Raw genomic sequence first — 18,155 nt, forward strand, 5'->3', positions numbered from 1 at the left:
AAAAACAAGTTTTTTATATTTTTAGTCTATAAAATTTATAGTTTTTTATACTACATTAAATATTTTTACTCTGGATTCATGTGTAACCACAATACTGGTTAGGTCGCAGGATGATAATGAATTTTTGGAGCCATATAACACTGCTCTATAGTATAACATTGTGACTATTTTTTATCATAAGGCATTGTAAAAATAAATATAGTTTTCCCCTGTTTATCGTTTTCTGCCCAAATTTTTCCGTCATGTAGCTCGATTACTTTTTTACATAAGGCAAGCCCTATTCCTCTTCCTCCTGATGTAGTACGTGTTTTGGTACTTACAACAAATACACCAAATATAGTTTGTAATTCCTCTTTTGGCACCCCTATTCCGTCATCTTTGATACTGAATAAAATATTATCTTTCTGTTTTTGTAAGTGAATTGTTATTATACCATCATTACTATAGCTAATAGCATTAATTATTAAATTATCAAATGTATGCTTAATATGATGAGTATCACAGTTAAATATTATCTTTTCTTCAATATAGGATATAAAATTTAGCTTTTTACCGTTTAGATATAATTTCTTACATATTTTAATTCTTTCATGTAATAACTCGCTTAAATTTATCTCTTTTTTATTTAATTCATAATTAAGACTAGATAATTTTGAAAAATCTAAAATATTTTTTATCAAACTATTTAATCTAATAGAACTTTTAGCTATTATTTCTACAGCATTACGGCGCTGATCTTCATTAAATTTATCGTAATTACTCCATAATGTTTCACCAAGGCTAATAATACCGGTTAGTGGTGTGTTTATTTCATGTTTTATATTACGCAAAAACTCATATTTTAAATCAAGTAATTTTTCTAACTCTTGTTCTCTATATTTAACTCTATTCCTTAAATGAGCATTTTGTATTTTAATTAATTGCTCTTGTTCTTGTCTTGGCTTTAAGAACACTATTAAAATGCTACTAAATAAGGTGAGGAAATATATTACTTTTAACTGAAAACTTTCTAGATTCACTAACAGCTTCTCATCTATAAAATATTTATAAAATTCTATACTGGCAAACAAACCGCTAACAGTCATAAACAAAGTGGTATGCCATTTAAATAAGTTTACAATTATAAACAAGTTAATAATAGAACTTATTAATTGTAGTTGATAGAAATTACTTGATATAACAAGCAAACTACCAATAAATATTAATATCACGAAAGTGGCGATAAACCAAAACAGTGAAATAATATATTTTTTTTTGAATTTTAATAGCCATAAAGGATAGGTGATTAATATTGCAGAAGTGATAAGAACACAGTGGTAAATAATGTTATATATCTTTAGATGGTTCATTATTTTACTATTAGGCATTGTATATAAAGATAAGAAAATATTTATTAGTATAAATATACCAACATAGCTATAGGTAATTTCTTTACGTGGCAAAGTACTTTCCCAATATTTTAAAATATTAAAATTCTTAATTAAATGGAAGAATGCTCTAAGACTCTCTCTTCTTTTTTGATGAATTATTCTAACTGTTAGCGGTTCCTTTAAAGAACCAAAGCCTCCAGGCTGCTTTAAAACATAATGACTTCCAAGGAAAAAGATCAAATTTATGATAGTTGCAGGTAGTATAGGATAAATTCCTAGAATTTGTCTTAAAGAAAATAACTGCCATAATATAATGGCTAATATTGTAGCAATTGTACTGATAAAAAAAGTTTTAGCAGTTGATTTAAAGCCGTATATTAATAAAATTAATGGTAAGGTGATAAGCGGCAAATAAATGCTAGTTAATAATAAGAATAAATTTATTAGATTTTTAGTATAGAGCGATATGATAAACCCTACTAAACCTATAGTCATTGCTATTATGTAATTATAATTTAGAAAATTTTTCTTAGTTATATCATTAGTAAAAGTTACTGCTGCAACATTAATGTAAGAATTAATACTTGAGATTATCGTTGCCATAATAATACCAACAATTAATCCCTTGAATCCTAGATAGCTTTTAATTATTTGTAAAAGTAATTTATTAGTATCTACATTAGGATTTTGTGATAATAATATTGTAATCCAAGTGAATAATATAGACAAACAAAGACAAATAATTGCTGCAATAAAAAATATTTTTGATATTTGCTTTGTATCTTGTGCTATTAATATTCTTTGAAAAACTGAAGGACAAATCGATGTAATAGCAAAATATATAAAAATATTTAAAGAAATCCAAAATTTAGTACTAGTATAGTTAAACAACTCTTTTATATCATTAAAATGAGTTTGCACGTTTAAATTGATAGCTATATGTGAATCACTAAAAGCATTCCATATAATAATCCCTATTACTAGAATAATAGTATTATAAGCAAAAAACTGTATGGCTTCTGCAAAAGTAACTGATTTTATACCGCTAAAAGCTGAATAGCTTATTATTACGGTAGCTATAAATATGTCTATGTAAAAATTTGAAATGTTAAAAAATAATTGAAGTATTAGGTTAATTACATGAAAGTGCATAGCAATTCTACCTATAGCCATTAATATGCTGACTATAGATGTAAGAATGCAAACTTTATTGCCGTATGCACTGCCTATTATCTCTGCTACCGATAAAGATCCTAAAAATTTTTCAAGACGTGGAGCTATAAGGTAACTAATAAGCAGCCAACTAATAATACTACCAAATATACTAGGTAATAAGTAAAATAACCAGTCCGTATATATTCTTGAATTATCAATTAAAAAAGTACTAGTAACAAACCAAGTAGAGATAAGAGTTGCAACTATCGTACCTGTAGAAAAATTTCTTTTCCCTATCGCATATTCATGAACATTCTTTATACCCTTAATATTTACAAACCCAATTATCAAATTTATGACTAAAAAGCTAGCAAAAATGATAATATCTATATTTGAATATAAAAACATAATTTGAATATAAAAACATATAGCTTTAGGTTTTTAGTTATTTAAAGCGTTTCTGCATAAACACCTATGATATTATCTCTACTGGATGTAGTTGCATGGATTAGTAATGTATCTCTATCATTTTGTGATTAAATCACTGAATCCATTAAAATATAAAATAACCTAGTAATATTAGTTATTTTTTTGATACTATGCTCGCTGCAGTATAGCTACAGTTTTAATATGTTTTACTAAAACCATACAACAAACAATACCTTGTCACAAAAGCAAGAATCTAGAAAAAATAGGCTTGATGTAATACAAAATTTATAAATTTTATAGAATAAAAATATAAAACACAAGTTTTTTATAACTTTTTACTGGATTTTTGCTTTAATATCTATTGCTTTTAAAGAGCTATACAACAATGCTTCCTATACATGAGAATGATATGAATACCATGGTGCTCGCAATAACTTTACTTTAATCCCTTTAACGGTAATATTTGCTTCTTTATTAGCAAGATATTTTTCTTCTCTAATTAAAGCAATAGCTTTACTTTGATAGCTTGAGCATATTAGGCCAATTTTATCGCCATCTCCAAATATCTCTTCATTCTTAGCTAATAATGGTAAATTTTCTTCTGCTATAACTTTGTATATCTTTTTTCTTATAACACCTTGATATTTAGTTCTTGAAATAACTTCTTGTCCTACATAACAACCTTTATCATAACTAACTGCATTAAGCTCTTCAGCACCATATAAACTTGGGATTGATTTATTGCTAATTAAATCTTCAGTGCCATCTATTATTGAAAAATTATATTTATCTTCTAAATATAATTTTTTGTTATATTTACTATCTTTTATCGGTTCATTTACTATCGAACGAAAACCAAGTGAGAACCATCTAGGATCACGAACCGTAATTAATGTGTTAATATTTAATTTTTGATGTGAATAAACAACTTTATATTGCTTACTACAATCTATTATTTCTATTTTAGAACGTAGTTTGTAAAAACTAAGGTGCTCTATTAAAGCAGATTTATGATTTTTATCAAGATCAATATAAATTTCTTCAGGGAGATAAACATATACAAAAAAATCAAATAAATATCTTCCTTGATTATTAAGTAAGTAGGTATAGCAGTAACTATTCTTCTGAATATCGTTAGTTAGAAAATTTTGTAAGAATTTTATTGAATCTAAACCTATTATTTTAATAACATTTCTATTACTTAATATTTCGTACATAACTATAATACTATTGACTTTATACTCTTTTCACTACTATAATTTAAATTAATATAAATTAAACCTAATAATCATGAGATGTTCATCTTACTGTACTTCCTCTGAATATAAGATGAGTGATCTAATTACTAATTTAAAAAAGATTGGTCTTGAACCTCAGCATTTTGACGATGTTTTATATATTCGGAAAGAAATAAATAAAGATTCAGATTTTATAGATGTATTTTTCTTCCCTTTTGGTTGTGTAACTATTTGGGGTGGTGATGCAATTCAAGAAAAGATAGTCTTAAACGATACTGATTTAGTGTCTAGCAATAAACTTAATACACCAGTATCTGATTATATTTACTTTGAATATAATATGAAATCTCCTAAAACTTTCATCGATGAAGAAAAAAATAAGATAGTCTTAGCTGATAAATCAGTTTTTGTTAAACTCTCTATTTCTCATGCACTTGCACAATCAATTAAACTGAGCGTTCTTGAGCAATCTGTTAGTAACTTGATAGTGCAAACAACTCCTATACAACAGGAACTTGCTAGAACTGGTAGTGTATCACTTTCTAAAAAAGAAATATTACAGCAAATAGGTATATTATTTAACGAACGTTATTCAATTAGCTTGCATAGCGATATATTTGATACTCCAGAATTTTTTTGGCGTCGTCCAAGTTATGAGCCTCTATATCTTATGACTGCAGAGTTTCAAGATATTGAAATACGACAAAATATAATGAATAATCGTCTTAATATGATTCATGAGTTACTCAATATTCTTTCAAATGATCTTAACTATAAACATTCTACTAAACTTGAATGGATTATTATTATTTTAATTGGTCTTGAAGTAGTTTTATCTTTATCTCATACTAATCTTTTTTTAAAAATTATCGGAGCTTTATAAATAGCTTCTCTATGCAAATTATTGATAATCAAAGAACATTAGAAGAATTTTGTGAGCAGTTGTCTAATAAGACATGCTTAAGTATAGATACGGAATTTGAACGTCGTTATACTTACCACGCCAAACTTAGCATAATTCAGATTAAAGCAGAAAGTGAGTGTAGAATAATTGATGTACTAAGTAATCTTGATTTAAGAGTTTTTAACCGACTACTTATAAATAACAATATCATTAAACTATTTCATGCTCCTCGTGAAGACTTAGAAATTTTCTACAATTTATTTAAAGCACTCCCTTCTAATATTTTTGATGTACAAATTGCTGCTAATATTTGTGGCTTTGGTAAACAGCTAAGCTATGATGATATTTGTTACAAAATCTTTGGCGTTACAATTGATAAAACTTACCAAAAAGCTAATTGGTTAAAACGTCCTATTACACGTGATATGTTAAATTACGCAATGTTAGATGTTGAGTATCTAGAAAAAATATATAAAGAACTAACTAATATAATTCTAAAAAATAATTTAACTGGTAAATATGAGGCTGCTCTTCAACATTTACTTGACGCTAAAAATTATACAGTAAGACCAGAAGATGCTTGGAAAAAAATAAAGTTTAGGAGCAAAAGTAGAGATTTAGTTAGTAAAATCCAAATGCTTGCAGCTTACCGTGAAAAAAATGCACAAGCTCTAAATATTCCTCGAAAACATTTTATTCTCAATGAAGACTTAATAAAAATTTGTAAATATCTACCATTAACAGATAGAGATTTTAAAAATCTAAATTTAAAAAGTAAATATTTACATAAACAAAAATATAAAGATGCAATAATAAATTTATTTAATGGGTATTTATATGAAAAATAATATCTACTAGTATTATTACTGCAGGCTTTCACGCCATTTTCATACAACAACGACTTCGTATACAGGAGAGAATCCAATAGAAAACGATAAAAAATAAAAAAGCCCCTCATATTTTTTTCTATAAAACTTATAAGTAAGACTATAGAGACTATCTAATGATACTATAAAACTATCTCATATTGAGATCATAAAATTAAGCCTTGCATCATGAATTTGCAGATTAATTGCTCTTTTAAACACACATTAACATTTATATAATCAACTAAAATTCCATTCGCTGTATCCAACCTTATAAACTAATCACAATATAATAATTATAATTTAGGAATATAAAAACCATTATTTATAGGCTAAAAATTTTTAAAATTACTTAATACTATTAATTTATTTCTTTTACTTATAAAAGAAGTTCTTACTAAATCAAAATTAATTTTTTGTTAATAGACACTTAAATCCTGCTTATCCATTTATAGCTCTTATTTGGGATTTAATTATCATGCGAGGAAAACTACAAGTTTTAACAAGGTAATCAAGTAGAAAATTCTATAAATTAGAATTTTTTGCTAGACCCTTCCTAGTCGCTTGTAATGAAAATTATAGATCTAAATGTTAATAGTTCTTTTATCCACGGCAAGTGCTGCTTCCTTTATAATCTCACTTAATGTTGGGTGAGCATGACAAGTTCTTGCTATATCTTCAGCAGCTGCTCTAAATGCCATATAAGCTGTAAGCTCAGCAATTAACGTACCTGCATCAGCTCCTATAATATGTGCTCCTAAAACTTCATCTGTTTTACTATCAGCAAGAATCTTAACCATCCCTTCTGTACTACCAATTGCTCTAGCTCTACTATTTGCTAAAAATGGAAATTTACCTATTTTATAACTAACACCTTTTTCTTTTAGTTGTTCTTCTGTTTCACCAACACTTGCCACTTCAGGATAAGTATACATCACGCTTGGAATCAAATTATAGTTCACATGCCCAGCCTGCCCTACCATAATTTCAACAGCAGCTATTGCTTCTTCCTCTGCCTTATGTGCAAGCATTGCGCCTTTTACAGTATCACCAACAGCATAAATACTTGGAATAGTAGTTTGAAAATGCTCATTAATTTCAATTCTACCTTGCTTATCAGTAATAATTCCTACTGTCTCAAGCCCTAAATTTTGTGTATATGCTTTTCTACCTACAGCTATTAACACAATGTCACTAGTTACTACTGAAGTTTTACATCCTTCTTCAATTGTTAGATTCACTTTATTAGACTTAACCTCAGCAGATATTACCTTAGTACTTAGCTTAAACTCTATACCTTGCTTTTGTTGCAGCTTCATAAACTGTGCAGCGATTTCTTTATCGAGTATCGGCATAATACTTGGTGCATATTCAATAACTACTACTTTAGATCCTAAACGTCTCCAAACTGAACCAAGCTCTAAACCTATATACCCGCCACCAACTACTATTAAATTTTCAGGCACTTTAGAAAGCTTTAAAGCACCGGTAGATGAAACTATAAACTCTTCATCAATCTTGATATTAGGTATTTCTATTATGCTAGAACCTGTAGCAATTAAAATATTTTTAGCTTTAATTTGTTCATTATTTACTTCAACAATGTTAGTAGCAATAATTTTAGCTTCTCCTTGTATTTTAGTAATCTTATTCTTAACAAATAAACTTTCTATACCTTTTGTAAGATCTAAAACTACTTTATCTTTATTTGCTAGCATTTTTTGTAAATCTAATTTTACTTCTGCAGTAATACCTATATTTTCAAAATGTTTTAATGCTTCTTCGTATTTCTCAGAAGAATGTAAGAGTGTCTTAGATGGAATGCAGCCAATATTTAAACAAGTGCCGCCAAGTGTGCTATTCTTTTCAATACATGCTACCTTCATACCAAGTTGTGCAGCTCTAATACTACCTGTATAACCAGCGGGACCGCTACCTATTACTATTAAATCAAATTCCTGCATACAATCCTCTAACCTTATATTTTAAGTTACTTTAATCAAGAAAATACAATATTATAAACTCTATAACAACTTTAATTTTATACTATTCTTACTTGGTGCTGCAATAAAACTAATTAAGGTAATTTTATCTTCAAACCTATCTTTATAATTTTGTAACAAAGAAAACATTTTCTTTGAAATAGTGTAATTGTGATGAAGAATTAACGAGTTTGATTCACCAATCTTTTTTATTTCTTGCATTAAAGATAAGGGATTATCAAACTTAAGGCTAATATTTTCATAATCAACAATTATTTCAGCAAATCCTACCTGAGAAAATAAAACTGGGACATGATCAAAATGAATAAAAGGTGAAATATGAGGAGAATGTTTAAAATTGCTTGCTATTTCTGTTTCTACTAAACATTTACGTAAATTCTTTAGACTATCGCCACCAATAAAATTGCCGATAAAAATACCATCAGCTTTTAAAAATTTTCTAATATTAAATAAAAAACGCTGTATGTCGTTTATCCAGTGTAATCCTAATGAATAAATAATTAAATCAAAAGAATTTTCTGGAAATTCTAACTCTTCTTCATCAATTAATAATTTGTGATCATGCTTAAACGAATTAAGTAACAAATGTGACATATCTGTTGCAGTAATTTCAGCATTTTTGTAGGTACTTTTTAGTAATTCGGTAAGATACCCACATTTAGCAGATACCTCTAGAATTGCAGAAAAATCTTTATTAATTAATTCTAACCGACTGATTATATCATCAGCTGCTTGCTTGATAAAGATACTTTTACTTATTCCAGCTACTGCATTATTGCGATTAGTTTGTAGTTTTAATTTGTTAAATATATAACTCTCTCAATTTATTTTTCACTCTCTAGTCAAAGCAACTACCTTAATTTTGGTTATTGCATAATAAAAGCTTCTAAACGCTAGCAGCATTTCTCCAAAGGATAAAAACAAGCTAAGGTTTTATGCCTTGAATAAACATATTTTAATTGTTTCTCCTTAATAAGAATTTTTTGTTTTTCTGCAGATGAATTACCTATAAATTAAACTACTAACCTACTTTGAGAACCTTTAATATATTATTTTTCTTTCTATCTTATTAGATTTTGTAGATTAGCAATAATAATATAAGTTTTAAACAACATGTAAACTTTATATTATTATGGTGTCAATGTAAATTAAATAATATGAAATTCAAGCATTAACAAAGCTAACTACTTTATAGATGCAGGTAGTAAAATATCATTTTCATATTTCTTCCTATAATGTATACCACTATTATAATTTAAACCCTTCATTCTATAATATATATTATAATCTAAATCCTTCATTTTATTAAATAATTGTTGTTGTCTTTTAAAATGAATAATCTAGGAAGTAATTTTGGGATTATTTCCGTATAAAGTAAAGTAACTCGGAATCAACATGCTAGTTCTAGTAAGTTCACTTTGTGCTTGATACATAGAAAAATTAATAGAGTTATTATGTTTTAAATAAAACTGTTTATGTTTCTCATAAATTTTCCTTTCTTTTTTTATTTGTTTTTCTGAAGACGATAACTTATCATTACAGTCGCGACATGGTGATTTTATTACTACCTGCTCTTTATAAAATTTTTTGTTCATCTTTAGTACTTCTAGAAGCAGCACTGCTTGTTACTATATGTACTAATATTAAAAAACATATTATTAATTTAATAATCATAAATTTAATTAATTTTAATAGGGACTGGTACCATAATATTACTTTTGTATCTTTTATTGCTACTAAAAAGTAATTTTTTTTGAATATTTTTGCTATTTACTGTAACTGTATCTTCTAAAATTTTTCTACTATTACTTAGATAGCTATGTAATAATGCCTTATAAAGCACCATATTGCTTGCTATTTTCGCTACATCATGCTTATATTTATATCCTAATGAATGTGTAGCTGAATGATAATGTGCTATAGCTTTGTGCCAACTTCCAAGCTGATCATATTTTGAACGTAAAAATTCTGCACCATAACGAATATTATCCTTTGGATCGAATGCCTGTTCAAGAGAGTTAAAAGCTTCTAAATGATGTCTTAAATTAATCTGCATGCATCCAACATCAATATTCTCATGTCCTTTGACAATTTGCTCTTTGACAAAATTCATTGCTTCTATTTTATTATTAAAATAATAGCCTTTACCTTTGACATTTACAGTCCAAGGCCACACTATCATAATATTACGAATTTTATGTTTTTTACCTGATTCTTTTAAAGCTATTGAATGCAGTGTATTAGACGGGATATTAAATTTTTTTTCAAAGTGAGGGAAAAGCTTTGAGCATTTGAAAGATTCAGCAATTTCATGATCAGCAATAGTGCTGTTGGAAAAGAAAATCAAGGAAAATGTAACGAAAACTATCCTAATAAGCATTTGTCCTAAACACGTTTTTAGTTACAACTTGAATAAACTAACATATCATAACTTTCCTTAGGAGGCAATGGAAGTTATGATATAACTCTGTGGAAGTAATCTAGATTTAGATTACTATCAAAACATCTCTCTGATAATTGTTTATCTTTTTTTCTTCAGACTTTATCGCACACTTAATATCAGCAGCTCATCACTTATAAATTCCTGATGCTTTGTAACCCCATTTTATTATTCTTAATTATTTTTGTAATCATTAGGAATAGCATATAAACCACTCTCTAATTTAATGTTTATGTCTTCTAATACGATATTTATGATTTTTTGTTTTCTGTACAAGTAGTTTTAATATCTAATCACCTTGTGTTGCATTTTATACTAGTGAACCTCTCTTTTACCTTGGCTATTCCTCATTTTAATAGCATTTTCAGTCCATTTATGGTGCATTTAAGTTAAATATGGTTGAATTATTATGTTTTACTTTATCTTAACTAATGGTGGTAATTGAAAATTCACCCGTAGGTATTAGATAGAATAAATATGTTTGATAAAAATATTGAAATGAATATTTTGTTATAATTATCTCCTTCTTTAAGATTACTTAAGTTTAAACTCAAAGAGCACTAAATATAGTATTTTGTAATTAAATTGGTAATTGACTGATTAAATAAAAATGTTTATTATTATTAAAGCTTAAGTATAAAAATATAATCACTCTTATGAAAGTCGTTAGTTCATTAAAATCGTTAAAAAAACGTGATAAAGATTGTCAAATCGTTAAAAGGAGAGGCAAAATTTTTGTAATAAATAAAAAAAATAAAAGATTTAAAGCAAAACAAGGTTAGTTATTTCTAGTAATAATTTAAAGTAAAATGGCAGGTCACTCAAAATTTAAAAATATTCAGCATCGTAAAGGTGCTCAAGATAAAAAAAGGGCAAAAATTTTCACTAAGTTAATTCTAGAGATAGTTAATGCTATCAAAACTGGTTCTTCTAACAATCCTGAAAATAATCCACGTCTTAGAAACGCTTTAACCGCCGCACGCAGTCAAAATCTTCCTAAGGAAAAAATAGATAAAGCTATTAATAGTGCAGATGGCTCTGCTAATATTGGAAGTTATACAGAAATTAGATATGAAGGTTATGCACCTGGTGGTATTGCCATAATAATTGAAGCTTTAACTGATAATAAAAATCGTACTGCTGCTGAAGTACGCTCTACTTTTACTAAATATGGTGGCAACTTAGGAGAAACTGGTAGTGTTAATTATTTATTTAAGCATTGTGGAGTTATTCAATATCCTAGCAGTATTACTTCTGCTGAAAATATTTTAGAAACAGCTATAGAAGTAGGTGTAGATGATGTTGTATCTGATGAAATATCCCATACTATATATACTGATATTGAAAGCTTTTCTAAAGTTCTAGAATTTTTAATTGACAAATACAGTATGCCTGAAGATTCTTATATAGGTTGGGTCCCGTTAAATACGATCGTTATAGATGATAAGGAAAAAGCCGAAAAATTACTAAAGCTTGTTGAAGTTTTAGAAGAAAGTGATGATATTCAGAGAGTCTTTGGTAACTATGAATTATCAGATAATGTTTATGAGCTATTGCAAAGTGAATTATGACTTCAGACTTAACAAGTTATCAAATAATTATTTTAGCAGCTGGTAAAGGTAGCAGGATGCAATCTGATTTACCAAAAGTAATGCATAAAGTTGGCGGGGTCCCAATGCTTGAAACAGTATTAAAGAACTCTCTTAAAGTAACAAAAGATGTAGTTATAGTTTATTCAGAAGAACTCAAAAAACACTTAATACCTTATAAAAATAAGTGTCGCTTTGCATTACAAAAAGAACCTAAAGGTACAGCTCATGCTACTTATGCAGCAATAAATTTAATTGATGAAAACAAAACAATATTAGTTTTATACGCTGATCATCCTCTTATCACTCCAAAACTTATGTATGAATTAATAGATTATTTAAGTATTACTAATGCTGCATTAGTGACTTTAAGTTTTAAAAGAGATAATCCTACTCAATATGGTAGAATAGTAACTAATCAACAAGGGGAATTTTTAGAAATAATAGAATATAAAAATGCAAACGATGAAGAGAAAAAGATAAAACTTTGTAATTCAGGTATTATGATTTTTAATCCTAGAATTTTAAATAAATACTTACCTTTATTTGCTACTAATACTCACGGTAATAAGGAGGTTTATTTAACTGAAATAGTAAAAATATGTAAAGACCATGGTGAAAAAGTTTCATATTTATTATCTCATGATTATGATTTAATTGTTGGTATTAATAATAAGGAAGAGCTTGTAGAAGCTAATAATGTTTTTTCTAAAGTATATTGTTAAAGTCTATTGGAGAGGTGGCCGAGCGGTTTAAGGCGCACACCTGGAAAGCGTGTTCACGGTAACGTGTCAGGGGTTCAAATCCCCTTCTCTCCGCCAATTTATGGTAGCAATGCATTTAGGTTTTTTATTTTTGGCATTTTACTTATATTAGCGTTGTAGAAAAAATGGATGCTAAATAAGTGTTATACTAAAGAAAATAATAAATCCATCACAGCGAATCTGGAAAAAGCTTTACATTATAAATCATTGTTTATTAGAAATTATATGTAAGTAATTTATCTACTATTGTTGCAGCTGAGAAAATTTTAGAACATGTTAAGTTTTATAAACATTTTTAAAATAGATTAAATTTTATTTCTGCTGCTGTTAGATCTTTTAGAGTACGTGATCCTGTACATAGCATGGTAATCTTAAGCTGTTCTATTATTAATTTTATCTTATTAGATACTAAGCTTTCTGAAGTGTCTGCTGCTCTTAAAAATTGACGAGCCACACCAAAAATGTTAGCCCCCATACGAATTGTTTTTGCACCGTCAATGCCAGATTTTAAACCACCACTAGCAATAACTGGAATATCTGATGAAACTTCTCGTACCATTTTGAGAGAATCTAAAGTTGGGATTCCCCAGTTAATAAAGCTACTAGCTATAAGATTCTGTAATGAATTTGTGGCACGGTATGCTTCCACCTGACTCCAAGATGTTCCTCCACTCCCTGCAATATCAAGAACCTTAACTCCTGTATTGATAAGGTCCATAGCAACTTTTTTAGATAAACCATATCCTACTTCTTTAACAATTACAGGAACAGATAGATAATTAACTACCTCTCTTATCTTAGGTAGAAGATTTTCCCAATTTTTATTACCTTCTGGCTGAGTTAGCTCTTGCAACACATTCAGATGTAAAATTAAGGCATCAGCTTTAACAGCATCTACTAAATACTGACATTTTTTTGGAGTTAGTCCATAGTTAAGCTGTACTGCACCAATATTAGCTAATAATACTATGTCAGGAGCGATATGCCTTACTGTAAATGTTTTTATCGTATCTGGTTCTGTTAATAGAACACGCATAGAGCCAAGCCCCATAGCAATCCCTGCTTTTTGAGCAGCTCTTGCCAGTCTATAGTTAATATCCTTAGCCCGGTTTGTACCTCCTGTCATGCTAGAAATTAGAATAGGTGCTTGCAAAGATTTTCCTAAGAAATTAGTAGTGATATCTATATTATAGTAATTAATTTCTGGTAATGCGTTATGAATAAATTGAATAGATTTAAAACCACTTTCAATATCTGATTCAACATTTTTTGTAAGATTAATTTCAATATGATCTTTTTTTCTCTCTATGTCTAAATTTATATGCGATTCTTGAGTGCTAATTTTAGCTTTAGGTAGAACTTTATTATTGAAGTCCCCATATTTTTTCTTGTGTGCTTTATCTCTTTCTTCCCAAAGACTTGCTCTAGAGATTAAGTAAGGTGCATCGATAAAAGTAAACACTTCTTCTATATAACCCTTAGAGTGTAACTGGTTCCTAAAAACTGAGAATATCTTTGAAAGCAAATCAGCTCCTATCGTCTGTCTTAGCTTTGAAAATACTGTATAATCAGGTAGATTCTCATATAAATTAAAACCACAGAACCACTTCGCTGCATTGCTGTCGGTAATATAGTACTCTAGCTCATGATCTGATAGATCCTCTATAAATTGCAGTAATAAACACTTCAGTAGACGTAAAATCCCATAACTTTTGTAATTATTATCATCTTCTATATCAACTAATTCAGCTTTAATAGCGTTAAAATCAAATAGTGACTTAAACTTACGATATTGATGATTCTTTGAAACTAATTCATCTAAACTTACTATAATATTATACTTAGGCATTTTAGCTACTAATTTTTCTTTATGGATAATCTATATCAATATTTCTAGCTTTGCAAAATATATTTCTATAGTTTTATTATTACTTATTAATACATAACTAACATACTAATAGTTAATAATATAGAGTTAGTAGATCAAAGTTTAATAGCACTTAAATATTTAGTATTACAAGAATGACAAATATATGGAGTAAATTATCATCTTTTGCATATTGGTTGCAGCAATCCTTTACCTAAAAGTTTTTTATTACTATATAAAAATTAAGCGTTATAATATACCATAATTTAGACATATACTTTCTTTAAAAAACTATAAATTATATCAGAATTAAGTAAAAAATAATTCTGCCCACTATTATTCCAAAGCTCTTATAAGCTTTTTTAAGACATTAAAATAATTTCTTTATGCTCTAGATTAGCTTTCTAAAGCAGAAAGAAAGAGCTTTATAGATCCGCTCTTTTAAAATCCTGAATCTTAGATTTTATTGCCAAGCTATTTGTATCATAAAAATATATTACAAAATAGTAGGCAGTGGCTAGTAATAATTCTAAAGGAGTTATTGGCTATAAAATAAATGAAGTATAGATATTATTTTATTAATTTGTACTAGGTAAAAAGTGAGTGTTTTACCAGCTTTTTGAAACTTGCCAAAAACGCACATAACATATGCTAGATTTAGATATTACTATATATAAAAAACTTATAAATATGCTAAAATAACCTTATAGTAGTTTGGTGGAGCCAGAGGGAATCGAACCCTCGACCTTTTGAATGCCATTCAAACACTCTACCAACTGAGCTATGACCCCAAAATAAATTTTTCCTTACAATAAAAAACTAAATATATAAGTTTTTTTATAAACTTAATCTTTATCTTTTAATATAATATCCCTAGAAGAAATTATATTATCTATTATTCCAAATTTTTTTGCTTCTTCTGGTGACATAAAATTATCACGTTCCATGCTTTTTTCAATATATTTTAAATCTTGTCCAGTATGTTTACTGTATAACCTATTAAGTAACATTTTGATTTTTAGTGTTTCCTGAGCATGAATTTCTATATCAGTAGCTTGTCCTTGATAACCTCCTGACGGTTGATGTATCATAATGCGGCTATGAGGTAAACTATAACGCATTTCTTTTTCTCCTCCGCAAAGTAAAAGTGAACCCATAGAGCAAGCTTGACCTATGCAAAGCGTAGCTACTTTAGGTTTTATATATTGCATGGTATCATAAATAGCAAGACCTGATGTTACAATCCCTCCAGGAGAGTTTATATACATATATATATCTTTTTTTGGATTTTCTGCTTCAAGAAATAGCAACTGTGCAACAATTAAGTTTGCCATATGATCTTCAATAGTACTACATACAAAGATTATACGCTCTTTTAACAGTCTTGAATATATATCATAAGCACGCTCACTGCGTGCTGTTTGTTCAATTACTATTGGTACATATGACATTAATATTTTCTCCTAAAATTGATTCTTTTGTTACCTTAGAAAATGTAATTGCCAGTGACTATAGACATTATTACATGTCTTGACAAAAGACTAAACCATCATACTGTGACTTGACCAAGTAGTGTATGAACTTGTAGTACATAGTTTAATGTAGCAAAATACTATAAATTTTAATAAAATAAAAACATAAAAAGTTTATTTTTGCTGTATTTCTGCTTTTGCTGGAATGATACCAATTAACCTTAACAATGTGCTTGAGCGTGCTATTTCAGAAATAACCTATAGCACAGCATGATAAAGTTTAGTATATCTACGCAATAACAATGAATTTTTTTGCAATGATATAACTTTATTGTGGTTTATTTCTTATCTTCTAAAGCATTAGCAAGTATATCTCCCATATTGGTTGTATTATCACTGGAACCATATTCTTTGAGAGCCTTTTTACATTCTGCTATTTTATGAGCTTTTATCGATAAAAAAACTCTACCGGTTGATTTTTCAATAGAAGTAACTTTTGCTTCTATTTCTTCATCTACTTTAAACATTTCAGGCTTTTGTTCATCTTTTTCATCTGATAACTCAGATCTTTTAATAAAACCTGATACTTTATTATTTAATAGTACTTCTAACCCATCATCTTTAATTTCTGTTATAAGGGCTTTAACTATTGTATCTTTCTTATATCCTTCATTAATTTCTTGATATGGATTTGGCAACAACTGTTTTATCCCTAAGCTAACTTGTTCTTTTTCAATATTAATAGCTAAAACTTTGCATTCTATTTTATCTCCTTTTTTATATGATTTTAGCAGTTCAGTACCCTTATCTTCCCAGCTAATATCACCTTCATGAATCATACCATCCATATTATCACCAAGCGCAACAAAAATACCAAAATCCGTAATATTCCTAATTGGTGCTTTAATTACTGTACCGACAGGATGATTTTCAATAAATTTTATTAAAGGATTTTCTTGGCATTGTTTAATACTTAAAGAAACACGATGCTTCTCAGTATCAACTTCTAAAACTATGAATTCTACTTCTTGACCTATAGTTAGTGTTTTTCTATAATTCTGATTAGATTTTAACCAACTAATTTCGCTTGAATGAACAAGCCCCTCTAATCCATCTTTTAATTCTATAAATACGCCATAATCAGCAAAATTTGTAACTTTACCGACCATTTTTTTACCGACAGGAAATTCTTCTTTAATTGCTTCCCATGGGTTAGAGTCAAGTTGTTTTATACCGAGAGATATTCTTTTAGTCTTTTCATCAAACTTAATAACCATTACTCTAACTTTTTGGTTAAATTCTAGCACTTCTGAAGGGTGATTAACTCTTCCCCAGGAAATGTCAGTTAAATGTAATAAGCCGTCAACACTTCCAAGATCAATAAATGCACCATAATCAGTAATATTTTTGACAATCCCTTCTAAAATCATTCCTTCTTTAATTTTAGATAACATTTCATCTCTAGCTTCAGAACGTGATTCTTCTAAGATAGCTCTTCTTGAAACTACTATATTACCAAGCTTTTTATCCATGCTTAAAATTTTAAATGGTTGTTTGATATTCATTAAGGAAGTAGGATCTTTAATTGGTCTAACATCAACTTGGCTTCCAGGTAAAAATGCTACTACACCTGATAAATCTACGGTAAATCCTCCTTTAACACGACCAAAAATTATACCATCGACAAATTCACCCTTAGAACACATAATTTCTAGTTGTCCCCATAATTCTTCTTTAATTGCTTTCTCACGGCTTAATATTGTTCTACCGTTACGTCCCTCAATCTTTTCGATGTAAACTTCGACTACGTCACCAATTTTAGGTGAGAATAAAAATTCAGACTTAGGTATTCTACCTTCATTTTTTAATCCAACGTCAACAATAACCATATCATCCTTTATTTCGATTACTTGACCTTTAACTACTGTTTTTTCTTTTATATGACTTGTATCAACAGTTTTAAGCATTTTAGAAAAATCTTCTTCAAAATCGCGATTAATTGCTGCAAGTTGTGGGACGAATCGTTGTTTTAGTTTTATTGGCATATTTTTCTCGTAA

14 protein-coding genes, 2 tRNA genes and 1 pseudogene are annotated in these 18,155 nt (G+C 28.3%); 6 read left to right on the plus strand and 11 right to left on the minus strand.

The features are described from left to right. Nucleotides 1-164 precede the first annotated feature (164 nt). Both AC27F4_RS03800 and ygfZ read right to left on the minus strand, forming a co-directional pair. Entirely contained in the window at nt 165-2,933 is a 2,769-nt protein-coding gene (locus AC27F4_RS03800; RefSeq protein WP_487062227.1) for a sodium:solute symporter family transporter, read from the minus strand. Nucleotides 2,934-3,346: 413 nt separating this feature from the next. Beyond that, the gene (gene ygfZ, locus AC27F4_RS03805; RefSeq protein WP_487062229.1) at nt 3,347-4,171 is read right to left on the minus strand and encodes a CAF17-like 4Fe-4S cluster assembly/insertion protein YgfZ; all 825 of its coding nucleotides are present in this window, start codon (nt 4,169-4,171) and stop codon (nt 3,347-3,349) included. 112 nt (nt 4,172-4,283) lie between these two features. On the opposite strand from ygfZ, the gene AC27F4_RS03810 reads away from it, so the two are divergent. Continuing rightward, on the plus strand, nt 4,284-5,075 hold the full coding sequence (locus AC27F4_RS03810; RefSeq protein ID WP_487062231.1) for an RMD1 family protein: 792 nt from the start codon (nt 4,284-4,286) through the stop codon (nt 5,073-5,075). A gap of 11 nt (nt 5,076-5,086) precedes the next feature. Continuing rightward, nucleotides 5,087-5,944 carry a ribonuclease D gene (locus AC27F4_RS03815; protein WP_487062233.1) on the plus strand — a complete coding sequence of 286 codons (858 nt, stop codon included), beginning with the start codon at nt 5,087-5,089 and terminating at the stop codon, nt 5,942-5,944. Nucleotides 5,945-6,546: 602 nt separating this feature from the next. Here AC27F4_RS03815 and lpdA read toward each other — a convergent pair. From lpdA to AC27F4_RS03835, 4 genes are all read right to left on the minus strand, one after another. Continuing rightward, a complete protein-coding gene (lpdA, locus tag AC27F4_RS03820; RefSeq protein ID WP_487062235.1) occupies nt 6,547-7,926 on the minus strand; it encodes a dihydrolipoyl dehydrogenase in 1,380 nt (459 codons plus the stop codon). A gap of 60 nt (nt 7,927-7,986) precedes the next feature. After that, complete coding sequence (locus AC27F4_RS03825) at nt 7,987-8,706, minus strand: methyltransferase domain-containing protein (RefSeq protein ID WP_487062324.1); 720 nt, start codon at nt 8,704-8,706, stop codon at nt 7,987-7,989. A gap of 599 nt (nt 8,707-9,305) precedes the next feature. After that, entirely contained in the window at nt 9,306-9,560 is a 255-nt protein-coding gene (locus AC27F4_RS03830; RefSeq protein WP_487062237.1) for a DUF2532 domain-containing protein, read from the minus strand. Between the two features lie 83 nt (nt 9,561-9,643). Beyond that, nucleotides 9,644-10,345 carry a lytic transglycosylase domain-containing protein gene (locus AC27F4_RS03835; RefSeq protein ID WP_487062239.1) on the minus strand — a complete coding sequence of 234 codons (702 nt, stop codon included), beginning with the start codon at nt 10,343-10,345 and terminating at the stop codon, nt 9,644-9,646. A gap of 716 nt (nt 10,346-11,061) precedes the next feature. Between AC27F4_RS03835 and ykgO the strand changes: the two genes are divergently transcribed. The 4 genes from ykgO to AC27F4_RS03855 all read left to right on the plus strand — a co-directional run bounded on the left by ykgO (nt 11,062) and on the right by AC27F4_RS03855 (nt 12,815). Further along, on the plus strand, nt 11,062-11,187 hold the full coding sequence (gene ykgO, locus AC27F4_RS03840) for a type B 50S ribosomal protein L36 (RefSeq protein WP_004998227.1): 126 nt from the start codon (nt 11,062-11,064) through the stop codon (nt 11,185-11,187). Between the two features lie 27 nt (nt 11,188-11,214). After that, nucleotides 11,215-11,976, plus strand: coding sequence for a YebC/PmpR family DNA-binding transcriptional regulator (locus AC27F4_RS03845; protein WP_487062244.1), 762 nt, complete (start codon nt 11,215-11,217; stop codon nt 11,974-11,976). Next, on the plus strand, nt 11,973-12,719 hold the full coding sequence (locus tag AC27F4_RS03850; protein ID WP_487062246.1) for a sugar phosphate nucleotidyltransferase: 747 nt from the start codon (nt 11,973-11,975) through the stop codon (nt 12,717-12,719). The genes AC27F4_RS03845 and AC27F4_RS03850 overlap by 4 nt, the downstream gene beginning before the upstream one ends. An 8-nt stretch (nt 12,720-12,727) precedes the next feature. Continuing rightward, nucleotides 12,728-12,815, plus strand: a tRNA-Ser gene (locus AC27F4_RS03855). A 238-nt stretch (nt 12,816-13,053) separates the two neighbouring features. Here AC27F4_RS03855 and fni read toward each other — a convergent pair. The 5 genes and pseudogenes from fni to AC27F4_RS03880 all read right to left on the minus strand — a co-directional run bounded on the left by fni (nt 13,054) and on the right by AC27F4_RS03880 (nt 18,142). Beyond that, nucleotides 13,054-14,079, minus strand: a complete 1,026-nt coding sequence (gene fni, locus AC27F4_RS03860) for a type 2 isopentenyl-diphosphate Delta-isomerase (protein ID WP_487062326.1) — start codon at nt 14,077-14,079, stop codon at nt 13,054-13,056. Nucleotides 14,080-14,310: 231 nt separating this feature from the next. Beyond that, nucleotides 14,311-14,607: pseudogene (locus tag AC27F4_RS03865) on the minus strand (transposase); the annotation flags it as partial. A 733-nt stretch (nt 14,608-15,340) separates the two neighbouring features. After that, a tRNA-Ala gene (locus tag AC27F4_RS03870) sits at nt 15,341-15,416 on the minus strand. 54 nt (nt 15,417-15,470) lie between these two features. Beyond that, entirely contained in the window at nt 15,471-16,076 is a 606-nt protein-coding gene (clpP, locus tag AC27F4_RS03875; RefSeq protein WP_487062248.1) for an ATP-dependent Clp endopeptidase proteolytic subunit ClpP, read from the minus strand. 359 nt (nt 16,077-16,435) lie between these two features. After that, entirely contained in the window at nt 16,436-18,142 is a 1,707-nt protein-coding gene (locus AC27F4_RS03880; protein ID WP_487062250.1) for a 30S ribosomal protein S1, read from the minus strand. Between the last annotated feature and the right edge of the window lie 13 nt (nt 18,143-18,155).

The sequence above is a fragment of the Candidatus Rickettsia mendelii genome, from assembly GCF_057543435.1.